Source organism: Plantactinospora sp. A48, assembly GCF_055793945.1.
In genome coordinates this window covers 48,415-61,185 of sequence record NZ_JBTIXF010000016.1, presented here as the reverse complement: position 1 = coordinate 61,185, position 12,771 = coordinate 48,415, and the positions used below count along the sequence as shown (strand labels likewise).

Here is a 12,771-nt window from a genome sequence, read left to right as displayed (position 1 = left end):
GTCGGACCGGCGGACGTCGAGGTCTTACCCCGGGCGGGCCGGGCCAAGCCGGAACGGAGCGGTTTGTCCAACCCGATCCGGGGGCAGGAACCTGACGTAACCATGGTGAGGAGGTTGTGATGCCAGCCCGAGAGGACATGCCCGCCACGCTCCGACGGTCGCCCAGGAAGGCCCAGGACACCTACGCCGAGGCACACGACTCGGCCGTCAAGTCGTACGGCGAGGGCGAGCGGGCCCACCGGACCGCGTTCGCCGCCGTGAAGCATTCGTTCGAGAAGGTGGGTGACCACTGGGAGCCGAAGGACCACAAGGGGCCCAGTGACGCCCAGGCGGCCCGTGGCCGGGACTCCCGGCGGGGCCGGACCGCCGGCGGGGTCGACGCCAACGCCAGCAAGGAGCACCTGCTCGACGTCGCGAAGCGGCTGGAGATCCGCGGCCGGTCCCGGATGACCAAGGCGGAACTGGTGGACGCGATAGCCAAGGCGAACACCCGGCACACCCGTAAGGCCCGCAGCTGATCTTCGACCAGATCCTCCGGCGCGGGTGACGCGGCCCACTGGTCCGGCGCGAGCCGGACCAGCCGGGCGGCGGGCCGGGGGCGCGGCTGGTTGACCTAGGCTGATCATGAGCCGGTCGCCGCCGGTCGCCCCGCCGACCCGGGGTCACCGCCGGGCCGAACGGGGTCAGGCCGGAGCGGGGCGGGGTCCGACGGGGTCAGGCCGGAGTCGGACAGGGTCAGGGACGGCATCGGACCGGCAGACGTCGGACAGGAAGGAACCGTGGTGCGCGATTCGATACGGGCCGGAACGGTGCGGATCACCGGCGCGAACGGCGACGAGATCGAGGCGTACCTCGCCCGGCCGGACGGGCCCGGTCCGTACGGCGGGGTGGTGGTGATCCACCACCTGCCCGGCTACGACGAGCCGACCAAGGAGATCACCCGCCGGCTTGCGGTGTACGGCTACCAGGCGATCTGCCCCAACCTCTACAGCCGGGAGGCGCCCGGGGCCGACCCGGACGACGCCGCCGCGACGGTTCGGGCGGCCGGCGGGGTGCCGGACGACCGGCTGGTCGGGGAGGTCGAAGGTGCCGCCGCGTACCTGCGGAGCATTCCCGGCAGCAACGGACGGATCGGGGTGATCGGCTTCTGCTCCGGTGGCCGGCAGGCGTTCCTGGCCGCGTGCCGGCTTCCGCTCCAGGCCGCCGTCGACTGCTACGGGGCCTTCGTGGTCGGCGATCCGCCGGACGACTTCCCGCTGGCGGTGACCCCGCTGCTCGACCAGGCGGACCGACTGTCCTGCCCGCTGCTGGGCCTGTTCGGCGCGCAGGACCGGTACCCGTCGCCGGAGCAGACGGCGGAGCTGGACCGGGAACTCGACCGGTTGGGCAAACCACACGAGTTCCACACCTACGACGACGCGGGCCACGCCTTCTTCGCGGTGAACCGGCCGAGCTACCGACCGTTGGCCGCGGTCGACGGCTGGCGACGGGTGCGGGACTTCTTCGACCGCAACCTCACCTGAGCGTCCGAATCACACCCGAGCGTCGCCCGATGCCCGGCGAGGCTGACCCGGCCGTCGGTCCGCGTCCCGCCGAGGCTGACCCGAGTACCCGCCCGCGCCCGCCGAGGAGGCCGCCATGTGTACCTACGTCACCGCGCACCGCGACATCGAGGGCAGCGCGAAGGGGGCCACCGGCTGGTTCCCGGCCCGGCGCGCGATGGTGTACGTCGACCACCCCCAGCACGCGCCGTACGGGCACACCGTCAACATCGACTTTCTCGACCCGACCGCCGGTCCGGGGGCCCGGGTGGCCGTCGAACTCACCGAGGAGTCGGCGCACGCCCTGATCGAGGCGATCCGGGACGCGCTGGCCGCCGCGCCGCCGGGGCTGGCCAGCCGGGAACAGCCGGTCTGAACCCGCCGCCGATCCACGCCGTCCGCCACCCGCGCGGCGGGTCCGGGCCGCCGCTAGCTGAGCCGGTCGATCGCCCGTAGCACCGCCCCGGCGCCGTCCTCGGCGGCCAGCCGGTCGGCGATGGCCCGCGCCCGCCGGGCGTACCCGGGGTCGCGGACCGCCGCGCGCAGCGCCGCCGCGAGCCGGTCCACGCCGAGCTTGCGCAGCGGCACCGGACCCGGGCTCACCCCCAGCGTGGCCAGCCGGGCCGCCCAGAACGGCTGGTCACCGAGCATGGGTACGGGCACGGTCGGCACCCCGGCGCGCAGCCCGGCGGCGGTGGTGCCACCACCGCCGTGGTGCAGCACCGCGGCCACCCGGGGAAAGAGCCAGGCGTGCGGCACCTCACCCACCACCAGCACGTCGTCCGCCTCGACCGCCCCGGGATCCAGCTCTGCCCAGCCGCGCTGGACCACGCCGCGCAGCCCGGCCCGGCGCAGTGCCGGGACGATCAGCCCGGTCAGCCGGTCGGTGCCACCCACCATGCTGCCGAAGCCGACGTACACCGGCGGTGGCCCGGTGGCGAGGAAGGCGGTCAGCTCCGGCGGTGGCCGCCAGTCCGGCTCCGCCGGTGGCCACCAGTAGCCGGCCACGTCGAGGCCCGGGCGCCAGTCGGCGGGCCGGGGCACCACGGTGGGGCTGAAGCCGTGCTGGACGGGCCAGTTCGCGGCGGCGGCCGCCGCCTGCAACCGGCCCACCGGGACCGGCGGCAGGCCCAGATCGGCCCGCAGCCGGCGGGAGGTGTCCGCGTACACCCGGCGGCCGAGCCGTTCGCCCAGGGCGCCGGCCGCGCGGTTACCCCAGCGGGTCAGTCCGGACGAGCCGAGCAGCACCGGTGGGAACTCGCCGGTCGGCTCCACCGGCTGGAGGAAGACGCCCAGGCTGGGAATGCCGTGGGCCTGCGCCACGGAGTACCCCAGCGGCGCGGTGACGGCCGAGAGCAGCAGCACGTCGGCGCCCTCGGCGGCCAGCGCGAGCCCCGCGCCGAGCCGTGGCACGAACTGGCCGCCCAGCCGCAGGAAGTTCAGCGCGCCGCGTACGCCCGGGCCGGCCCGGTGCAGCCGGCGGCCCACCGTGGAGGTCTGGAGCGCGTGCAGGTCACCGGCCAGCGGTCGGAACTCCAGCCCGCAACCGGTGACCAGCGGGGCCAACTGCACCTGGGTGGCGATCGTGACGTGGTGGCCGGCGGCGCGAAGCCGGACGCCCAACCCGGCGTACGGGACCACGTCACCGCGCGAGCCGGCCGAGGCGATGAGGATCCGCAAGCCCCACCTCCTCGCGTCCGCCGCGCCGGCGGGCCCGGTCGCGGGCTGCGTTCAGCGTACGGGGGTGATCGCCGGGCGCCGGGGCCGGAACAGGAATCTTCCCCGTCGGGGCGGGTAGAAGGCCGGATGCCGACAATGGGTTCCACGCACCCGGCGGGTCGAGTCGTGATCATTTCAGCGAGCGCCGGAGCGGGGCACGACGGCGCCAGCCAGGAACTGGCGCGGCGGCTGCGCGGCTACGGGTTCCAGACCGAGCTGCTCGACCTGGCCGAGCTGTTCCCACTGGGGGTCGGACGCCTGCTGCAGGGCACGTACCAGGGGATGATGTGCCGGCTGCCCTGGTGCTACGGGTTCCTGTTCGCGCTCGGTGGCGCACTTCCCGGAGCGGGTGCGAGCACCCGGGCGCTGCTGCGGCCGGTGCGACCCCGGACGTTGCGGGCGTTGCCGGCCGACACCCGGGCCGTGGTCTCCACCTATCCGGTGGTCAGCCAGGTGCTCGGCCCGCTGCGCCGGGCCGGCTCGTTGCCGGTGCCGGTGGTCACCTACCTCACCGACCTGGCGGTGAACCGTATCTGGGTGTCGCCCGGTGTCGACCTGCACTGCGCCGCCCATCGGGTCACGGCGGAGCAGGCCGCCCGATTCGGGGCGGCGGCCGTCGAGGTGGGTGGCCGGTTGATCGGACCGGGCTTCCGGCCCGGCTCGGCGGGGGAGCGCCGGCAGGCCCGGGAGCGTTTCGGGCTGCCGTCCGGTGGCCGGCTCGCGTTGCTGGTGGCCGGCTCCTGGGGGGTGGGCGCGGTGGCCCGGGCGGCCACCGACATCGCCGGGACCGGGCTGGCCACGCCGGTGGTGCTCTGCGGCCGTAACTCCGCCCTGGCCCGCCGGTTGCGCCGGGCGGGCATCCGGTACGCCCTGGACTGGGTGGACGACATGCCGGGACTGCTCCGGGCGGCCGACGTGCTGGTGGAGAACGCCGGCGGGTTGACCTCGCTGGAGGCGATGGCCAGTGGCGTGCCGGTGGCGACGTACCGTCCGATTCCCGGCCACGGGCGGGCGAACGCCGCCGCCATGCACCGGGTGGGCGTCGCCACCTGGATCCGGCGCCGCGCCGACCTGGGCCGGACCCTGGTGGAGCTGACCGACGGCGCCCGTGGCTGCCGGCAGCGGGCGGCCGGGCTGGCGCTGTTCCGGTCGGACCCGGCTGCCGTGATCGCCGCCGTCGCCGCGGCCGGCGGCTTGCCGGGCACCGGAGCAATGCCGACCGCAGGGGTGGCGCCGGTGGTGGGAGCCGGCTCGACCGTAGGGGTGGCGCCGGTGGTGGGAGCCGGCTTGACCGTGACGGCGGCGCCGGTGGTGGGAGCCGCGCCGGCCGCCGAGGTGATCCCGGCCGGCCCGGTGACGCGGGCGGTTCCGCCGGCGGCCCCGGTGCGGCCGCGACGGCGGCGACGTACCGGCGCGGTGGTCGTGGCGGCGGCCGTCTGCCTGCTCGCCTGGCGGGGGTACGCCCGGGGCCAGAGCGGAAGCTGGCGCGACGCGGCCACCGTTGGCGCGGGCCGAGCCGTTCCCCAGCGCTGACCCTCGGTGAACTGGCTTGTTGTCGCCCTCGGCCTCGCCTCGGCGGCCTGTTTCGCCCTCGGCGCGTCGCTGGAGCAGCACGCGGCGAAACGGGAGCGGGAGACCCGGACGCTGGACCCGCGGCTGATCCTGCGGCTGATGCGGCGTCCGCTCTGGCTGTTCGGTTGGGTGCCGGACGCCGGCGGCACGGTCCTGCAGGCCGTCGCGCTGAATCTGGGCGCGCTGGCCCTGGTGGAACCGCTGCTGCTGAGCGGCGTGTTCATGGCCCTGCCGATGGAGGCGGCCCTGGAACGCCGCCGGCCACACCGCCGCGACGCGGTGGTGGTGGCGTTCGGGGTGGTCGGGTTGAGCATGTTCCTGCTGGCAGCCGATCCGCAGCCCGGCATCGCCGAGCCGTCCGGTGCCGCCTGGCTGCGGGTGGCCGTGGTGGTGGGTGTCCTGTTCGCCGGCTGCCTGGTGGCGGCGTGGCGGGCCCGGGACGCCGCCCGGGGGGTGCTGCTGGGGGTCGCGACCGGCGCCCTGTACGGGGTGGCCGCCGCGCTGCTGAAGTCACTCACCTCGATCTTCGCCGACCACCCGACCGCGGTGTTCGCGCACTGGGAGCTGTACGCCCTGGTGGTGACCGGACTGGCCGCGCTGACGCTCAACCAGAACGCCTTCCAGGGCGGTCCGATCGCCGCCCCGCTGACCGCCATCGCCCTGTTCGACCCGCTGATCGGGGTGGCGGTCGGCGTGACGGCGTTCCGGGAGCGGCTGGCCACCGACCCGACCCGGATGGCGGTGCAGGCGGCCGGTGTGCTGGCGATGAGCGGCTGCATCTGGTTGGCCAGCACGACCCGGTCGCGGTGACGGAATTCCGGACGTATGACGTGCGGCCGGGCAAAGTTATGTACGCTCGGTCCGATCACTGAGAGCAAGCATTCAACTACGCACAGGCGTGTCCGGATCGCTACGGCCGGCGCGGACCTCGGGCGAAAGGCAGCACACCGGTGCTCGATCTGACGAACAACGGCCTCAGCCAGCCCCCGGCACCGGCCGTCGCCATGCGCCGCGCGCCGGACAGCGCGCTGCCGGGCGAGAACTTCCCGGTGGCGCTCCGGGTGCTGCCGGCCGACCTGCGCGGACACCTGCTCGCGCTCTACCGGTACGCCCGGTACGTCGACGATCTGGGCGACGAGCCCGACGCCGCCGGCCGGTCGGCCCGGCCGGACGTCCGGATCGCCGCCCTGGACGGGTTCGCCGAGCAGGTCCAGGAACTGCTCGCCACGGCGGCCGGCGGCGACCCCGCCGCGTCCCGGTACGCCGGTCTCCACCCGGTCCTCGCCGGTCTGGCCCCGACGGTCGTCCGCTGCCACCTGCCGGCCGAACCGCTGCTGCGGCTGATCGAGGCCAACCGCCGGGACCAGACGGTGACCCGTTACCCGACCTGGAACCGGCTGCTCGACTACTGCCACCTCTCCGCCGACCCGGTGGGTGAGCTGGTGCTGCACGTCTTCGGCGCCGCCACCCCGGACCGGATCGAGCTGTCCGACTGCGTCTGCACCGCCCTGCAGATCGTCGAACATCTACAGGACGTGGCCGAGGACTACCACCGGGGCCGGATCTACCTGCCGGCTGAGGATCTCGTCCGGTTCGGGGTCTGCGAGAACGAGCTGGCCGCCCGGTACGCGAGCGATCCGCTGCGGTCCGTGATCCGGCTCCAGGCCGACCGGTCCCGGGCCCTGCTGGACGCCGGCGCCCCGCTGCTGGCCGGGCTGACCGGCTGGGCCCGGGTGGCGGTGGCCGGGTATCTCGCCGGCGGCCGGTCCGCGCTGGCGGCTCTGCGCCGCGCCGGCTACGACCCGATGCCCGGTCCGCCGCGCCCCCGCCGGGCGGGCATCGCCGGCCGGTGGGTACGTGCCATGGTGGTGCGGCCCAGATGAGCGGATCAGCCGCGCCGGCCGTGGTCGCCGCGTACCGCGAGTGCGAGCGGATCACCCGGACCGAGGCCCGCAACTTCTCCTACGGGATCCGGCTGCTGCGGCCGGACCGGCGCGCCGCGCTCAGCGCCGTCTACGCGATGGCCCGCCGGATCGACGACATCGGCGACGGCGACCTGCCGGCCGCGACCCGGCTGGCCCGGCTCGACCAGGTCCGGGCCGCGCTGCGCCGGCTGCCCGAGACCGGCGGCGACCCGGTCTTCACGGCGCTCGCCGACGCCGCCGGTCGGCTGCCGATCCCACTGGCCGCGCTGGACGAACTGCTCGACGGCTGCGTGGCCGACGTGCGGGGCACCCGGTACGACGGGTTCGAGTCGCTGGTCGGGTACTGCCGGTGCGTCGCCGGGTCGATCGGCCGGCTCTCCCTCGGGGTCTTCGACCTGCGCCGGGGTGCGGACCGGGACACCGCGACCCGGTTGGCGGACTCGCTCGGGATCGCGTTGCAGCTGACCAACATCCTGCGGGACATCGCGGAGGACCGGGCCAACGGCCGGATCTACCTGCCGGCCGAGGACCTGCGCCGGTTCGACTGCACCCTGCGGTTGGGAGCGGACGGCCGGTTCGTGGACCCGCCCCGCCAGCTCGCCGACCTGGTGCGGTTCCAGGCCCGTCGGGCCGAGACGTACTACCGGGCCGGGTTGTCGCTGCTGCCCCTGCTCGACCGCCGCAGCGCCGCCTGCGTGGCCGCGATGGCCGGCATCTACCACCGGCTGCTGCACCGGATCAGTGCCGATCCGCTGGCGGTGACCCGGCGCCGGGTCTCGCTGCCCGGCTGGGAGAAGGCCTACGTGGCGGCCCGCGCGATGGCCGGGAGCGGCGGATGACAGCCGGTGCGGACCGACCGGGGGCGGCGCGGTGACCGGCGACCGGGTGTGCGTGGTCGGCGGTGGGCTGACCGGGATCACGGCGGCGCTGCGGCTGGCCGACGCCGGGCATCCGGTCACGCTTGTCGAGTCCCGTCCCCGGCTCGGCGGCGCCACCTACTCGTTCGACCGCGACGGCCTGACCGTCGACACCGGCCAGCACGTGTTCCTGCGCTGCTACACCGCGTACCGCGCCCTGCTGGCCCGGCTGGGCAGCGCCGGCCTGGTGACCCAGCAGGACGCCTTCGCCGTACCGGTGCTGCGGCCCGGCGCCCGGCCACACCGGCTGGCCCGTAGCCGCCGGCTGCCCGCGCCGGCCCACCTGCTGCCGGCGCTGGCCGGTTACCGGCCGCTGCGACCGGCGCGACGCCTGGCCGCCATCCGGGCCGCGGCGGCGTTGCGGCACGTCGACCCCGACGATCCCGGGGCGGACGACGTCAGCTTCGGCGCCTGGCTCACCGCGCACGGCCAGGACGAGGCGACCGTACGGCTGCTGTGGGACCTGGTCTGTGTGGCCGCGCTGAACGCCCCGGCGGCCCAGGCGTCCCTCGCCCTCGCCGCCCGGGTCTTCCGGACCGGCCTGCTGGACACGGCCGACGCGGGCGACCTGGGCCTACCGGCGGCGCCGTTGTCCGAACTGCACGGCCGGCCGGCCCACGCCGAGCTGGACCGGGCCGGCGGCACGGTGCTGACCGGCGACCCGGTGCGCCGGATCGACCCGACGGGCGCAGGTTTCGAGGTTCACCTCGACGGCACCCGGCTGGCCGCCGCCGCGCTGGTGCTCGCGGTGCCACACCAGGCCGCCGCCCGGATCGTGCCGCCGGAGGCCGCGCCGGACCGCGACCGGTGGGCCCGGCTCGGCGCCGCGCCGATCGTCAACGTGCACATCCGGTACGACCGCCCGGTCACCGACCTGCCGTTCGCCGCGGCGCTGGACAGCCCGGCACAGTGGATCTTCGACCGCACCCCGCCCGGCTCGTCCGGTCAGTATCTGGTGGTCTCGCTCTCGGCCGCCGACGCGGTGCTGCGCCGCCCCGCCGCCGACCTGATCCGGATCCAACTGCTCGCCCTCGGCGAGCTGTTCCCGGCGGCGTCCCGCACATCGGTCCGGGACGCCTTCGTGACCCGGGAACCCCGGGCCACGTTCCGGCCGGCACCCGGCACCCGGTCGGTACGCCCGGCGGCGCGGACCAGGCTGCCCGGACTGGCCCTGGCCGGTGCCTGGACCGACACGGGGTGGCCGGACACCATGGAGGGCGCGGTACGCAGCGGCCAGCGGGCCGCCGACGTCGTCCTCGCCCACCTCGGGGCGCGTACAACGACGACGGAGGCGCTGACATGACCATGACGCTGCCCGGCATCCTCAGCGAGGTCGACGAACTGGTTCGGCCGGCACTTCGGCTGGCCCTGGACCGGATCGACGAGCGGACCCGCCGGACCGCCGGCTACCAGCTCGGCTTCTGGGACGCCGAGGGCGTACCGACCACCCGTGGTGGTGGCAAGGGACTGCGTCCCGCCCTGGCGCTGCTCTCGGCCCGCGCCGCCGGTCGACCGGCCCGGGACGGGGTGCCCGCGGCCGTCGCGGTCGAACTGGTACACAACTTCTCGCTACTGCACGACGACATCATCGACGGTGACACCGAGCGCCGGCACCGGCCCACCGCCTGGGCCGCGTTCGGGCTCGGCCCGGCGATCCTGGCCGGCGACGCGCTGCTGGCCCTCGCGGGCGAACTGCTGACCGAGTCGCCCCCGCCGGGTGGCCCGGCCGCGGCCCGCTGCCTGGCCGACGCCGTCCGGCGGCTGATCGGCGGCCAGGCCGACGACGTGGCCTTCGAGCAGCGCGCGGACGTCACTCTCGACGAGTGCCTGGCGATGGCCCGGGGCAAGACCGCGGCGCTGCTGAGCTGCGCCGCCACCATCGGTGCCGAACTGTGTGGCGCGCCGGCGGTACTGCGGGCCGGACTCGGCAGGTACGGCGACCGGCTGGGCCTCGCCTTCCAGCTCGCCGACGACCTGCTCGGGATCTGGGGTGAGCCCGCGGTCACCGGTAAGCCGGTGCTGGCCGACCTGCGGGCCCGGAAGAAGTCGGTGCCGGTGGTCCGGGCGCTCACCGCCGGCGGCCCGGCGAGCGTTCGGTTGGCCGAGCTGTACGCACAGCCCGGCGAGCTGTCCGACGCCGACCTCGCGCTCGCGGCGACGCTGATCGAGGAGACCGGCGCCCGGGACTGGACCGCCAAGCGGGCCGACGGGCTGCTCACCGAGGCGCTCGCCGAACTGGACGCGCTGGCGGGTCCGGCCGGCGTCGCCGACGCGCACGACGAGTTCGTGGCGATCGCTCACTTCATCACCGGCCGGGACCACTGATGGCCCGCCGGAACAGGCCGGGCAGTCCGGCGCCGGCCCCGCTCGGTCCGCCGGATTCGGCGGCGCCGGCCAGTCCGCCGGCGGGTCCGGCCGGTTCGGTGGCGCCGGCCGGCTCGGCAGCGCCGGTCGGCTCGGCGGGTTCTGAGGCGCCGGTCGGGGTGGCAGCGGAATCCCGGGTCGGCGTGGCACCGGCGGCGCTCACCGGCACCGTGCCGATGCCGCCGCCCGGGGCCGAGCCGCTGGTCCAGTCCGAACCAGTGATCCAGTTCGAACCGGTGATCCGGGTCGCGCCGCTACCGGACGGACCCGACGACGGGCTCCGGGACCGGGCGCGGGTCGCGCTGGACCGGGGCCGCGAACACCTGCTCGGACTGCAGGACCCGGCCGGCTGGTGGCAGGGCGAGCTGGCCACCAACGTCACCATGGAGGCCGAGGACCTGCTGCTGCGGCACTTCCTCGGCGTACTCACGGCGGAACAGCTCGCCGAGACGGCCCGGTGGATCCGGTCCCGGCAGCAGCCCGGCGGCGGTTGGGCCACCTTCGCCGGCGGGCCGGACGACCTGTCCACCACGGTCGAGGCGTACGCGGCGCTGCGACTGGCCGGCGACCCCGCCGACGCCGAACACCTGCGCCGGGCCCGGCGGTTCGTGCTGGCCAACGGCGGTCTGGAGAACACCCGGGTGTTCACCCGGATCTGGCTCGCGCTGTTCGGCCAGTGGCCCTGGCGGGACCTGCCGGCCGTGCCCCCCGAGGTGGTCCTGCTGCCCCCGTGGGTGCCGCTGAACATCTACGACTTCGCCTGCTGGGCACGGCAGACCATCGTGCCGCTGTCGATCGTCCGAACGCTGTGCCCGGTCCGGCCGCTCGGCTTCACGCTTACCGAACTGCGGACCGGCCAACGTCCCCCGGTCGAGCCCTCGCGACGCCGCCGGGCCGGCTGGCTGCGCCGGCTGGACGGCGCGCTGCGCCGCTACGACCGGCACCCGGTCCGGCCACTGCGTCGGGAGGCGCTGCGGCGGGCCTCCGAGTGGATCATCGCGCGGCAGGAGTCGGACGGCTCGTGGGGTGGCATCCAACCGCCCTGGGTCTATTCGCTGATCGCCCTGCACCTGCTCGGTTATCCGCTGGACCATCCGGTACTGCGCGCCGGGCTGGCCGGCCTGGACCGGTTCACCGTCCGGGCGGACACCCCGGCCGGTCCGGTCCGCCGGCTGGAGGCGTGCCAGTCGCCGGTCTGGGACACCGCGCTCGCGGTGATCGCACTGACCGACGCCGGCCTGCCGGTCGGGCACCCGGCGCTGCGCCGTGCCGCCGACTGGCTGCTCGACGAGGAGATCCGGGTGACCGGCGACTGGGCGGTCCGCCGGCCCGACGCCGAGCCCGGCGGCTGGGCGTTCGAGTTCGACAACGACGGCTACCCGGACACCGACGACACCGCCGAGGTGCTGCTGGCACTGGGCCGGACGGGCCGCACCGACCGGACCGTGGCCGCGGTCCGCCGCGGGCACCGGTGGCTGCACGCGATGCAGTCCCGGGACGGCGGCTGGGCCGCGTTCGACGCGGACAACACCCGCGCGATCGCCCGGGACCTGCCGTTCTGCGACTTCGGCGAGGTCATCGACCCGCCCAGCGCGGACGTCACGGCGCACGTGGTGGAGGCGCTGGCGGTGCAGGGCGGCGCCGGGTCACCCGCGGTCCGCCGGGGGGTGGCCTGGCTGCTGCGGGCGCAGGAGCCGGACGGGTCGTGGTTCGGCCGGTGGGGGGTCAACCACGTGTACGGCACCGGGGCGGCCGTACCGGCGCTGGTGGCGGCCGGGTTGCCGGTCGACCACCCGGCGATCGTGCGGGCGCTCGACTGGCTGGGCCGGGTGCAGAACGCCGACGGCGGATGGGGCGAGGACATCCGCTCGTACCACCAGCCCGGCTGGCGGGGCCGGGGCGCCTCGACCGCCTCGCAGACCGCGTGGGCGCTGCTCGCCCTGCACGCGGCCGGGGCCGGCGGCACCGACCAGGCGTGGCGCGGGATCGGCTGGCTGGTGGAGCACCAGCGCCCCGACGGCGGCTGGGACGAGGAGCCGTACACCGGTACCGGGTTTCCCGGCTACTTCTACATCAACTACCACCTCTACCGACTGGTCTTCCCGGTCAGCGCACTGGGCCGGCTGGTCGGCCCGGCGCTGACTGGTCCGGCACCGGGTAGTGCGGCGCCGGCTGGCGCGGTGGTGGCTGCTCCGGCATCGGGTGGCGCGGTGGTGGCTGGCGCGGCGGCCGACGACGCGCGGTCCGGCAGGCCGGCGCCGAAGGCACCGGCGGCGGGTGCTGGTCGCCCGGTCGGCGTCGGGACGAGCGGCGATGAGTAGCCCGGACGGAGCCGACTGGCTGCTGCTGGCGGCCATGCGTACCGAGGTGCGGCGGCTGCGGCGCGGGCTGCCGCCCGACGCGCCGGTCCGGCGTACCGGCATCGGCCCGGCCGCCGCCGCCCGGAGCGCGGCCGGACCCGGGGCCCGGGCCGTGGCCGTGGCCGGGATCGCCGGCGGTCTCACCCCGCGCCTACGCCCGGGGGACGTGGTGGTGGCCACCGAGGTACGCGGCGCGCACGGCGTCGTGCCGTGCCCGAGCGCCCCGCTGCTGGCCGCGGCGCTGCGCCGCCGCGGCCGGACCGTCCACCTCGGGCCGGTGCTGACCACGGGACGACTGGTGTACGGCGCCCACCGGGACCGGCTGGCCGGCACCGGCGCGCTGGCGGTGGACACCGAGTCGGCGGCGGCGCTC

The 12,771-nt window shown here is 75.9% G+C and carries 11 protein-coding genes and 1 pseudogene; 11 read left to right on the top strand and 1 reads right to left on the bottom strand.

Annotation, left to right across the window (positions count from 1 at the left end; genetic code table 11):
- The first annotated feature begins 119 nt into the window (after positions 1-119).
- The 3 genes from ACXN5W_RS11680 (at position 120) to ACXN5W_RS11670 (ending at position 1,917) form a co-directional block, all read left to right on the top strand.
- A complete protein-coding gene (locus ACXN5W_RS11680) occupies positions 120-518 on the top strand; it encodes a ChaB family protein (RefSeq protein WP_473158232.1) in 399 nt (132 codons plus the stop codon).
- 264 nt (positions 519-782) lie between these two features.
- A complete protein-coding gene (locus ACXN5W_RS11675) occupies positions 783-1,523 on the top strand; it encodes a dienelactone hydrolase family protein (protein ID WP_473158231.1) in 741 nt (246 codons plus the stop codon).
- Between the two features lie 115 nt (positions 1,524-1,638).
- Positions 1,639-1,917 (top strand): DUF6295 family protein, encoded by a 279-nt coding sequence (locus ACXN5W_RS11670; protein WP_473158230.1) that lies wholly within the window; start codon positions 1,639-1,641, stop codon positions 1,915-1,917.
- 53 nt (positions 1,918-1,970) lie between these two features.
- Here the strand turns inward: ACXN5W_RS11670 and ACXN5W_RS11665 are convergent, their stop codons facing one another.
- Positions 1,971-3,221 carry a glycosyltransferase gene (locus tag ACXN5W_RS11665; RefSeq protein ID WP_473158229.1) on the bottom strand — a complete coding sequence of 417 codons (1,251 nt, stop codon included), beginning with the start codon at positions 3,219-3,221 and terminating at the stop codon, positions 1,971-1,973.
- A 165-nt stretch (positions 3,222-3,386) separates the two neighbouring features.
- Between ACXN5W_RS11665 and ACXN5W_RS11660 the strand changes: the two genes are divergently transcribed.
- The 8 genes and pseudogenes from ACXN5W_RS11660 to ACXN5W_RS11625 all read left to right on the top strand — a co-directional run.
- The gene (locus ACXN5W_RS11660; protein ID WP_473158228.1) at positions 3,387-4,793 is read left to right on the top strand and encodes an MGDG synthase family glycosyltransferase; all 1,407 of its coding nucleotides are present in this window, start codon (positions 3,387-3,389) and stop codon (positions 4,791-4,793) included.
- Between the two features lie 6 nt (positions 4,794-4,799).
- Entirely contained in the window at positions 4,800-5,642 is an 843-nt protein-coding gene (locus ACXN5W_RS11655; protein WP_473158227.1) for a DMT family transporter, read from the top strand.
- Positions 5,643-5,782: 140 nt separating this feature from the next.
- Entirely contained in the window at positions 5,783-6,715 is a 933-nt protein-coding gene (gene hpnC / locus ACXN5W_RS11650) for a squalene synthase HpnC (protein ID WP_473158226.1), read from the top strand.
- Positions 6,712-7,596: a presqualene diphosphate synthase HpnD gene (gene hpnD / locus ACXN5W_RS11645; protein ID WP_473158225.1), complete on the top strand. Its 885-nt coding sequence runs from the start codon at positions 6,712-6,714 to the stop codon at positions 7,594-7,596. Before hpnC ends, hpnD begins: the two co-directional genes overlap by 4 nt.
- 31 nt (positions 7,597-7,627) lie before the next feature.
- Positions 7,628-8,977 carry a hydroxysqualene dehydroxylase HpnE gene (gene hpnE, locus ACXN5W_RS11640; RefSeq protein WP_473158224.1) on the top strand — a complete coding sequence of 450 codons (1,350 nt, stop codon included), beginning with the start codon at positions 7,628-7,630 and terminating at the stop codon, positions 8,975-8,977.
- The gene (locus tag ACXN5W_RS11635; protein WP_473158223.1) at positions 8,974-9,999 is read left to right on the top strand and encodes a polyprenyl synthetase family protein; all 1,026 of its coding nucleotides are present in this window, start codon (positions 8,974-8,976) and stop codon (positions 9,997-9,999) included. Before hpnE ends, ACXN5W_RS11635 begins: the two co-directional genes overlap by 4 nt.
- A gap of 158 nt (positions 10,000-10,157) precedes the next feature.
- Positions 10,158-12,359 (top strand): squalene--hopene cyclase, encoded by a 2,202-nt coding sequence (gene shc / locus ACXN5W_RS11630; RefSeq protein WP_473158222.1) that lies wholly within the window; start codon positions 10,158-10,160, stop codon positions 12,357-12,359.
- Positions 12,352-12,762: pseudogene (locus ACXN5W_RS11625) on the top strand (phosphorylase family protein); the annotation flags it as partial. The gene shc and the pseudogene ACXN5W_RS11625, both read left to right, overlap by 8 nt.
- Between the last annotated feature and the right edge of the window lie 9 nt (positions 12,763-12,771).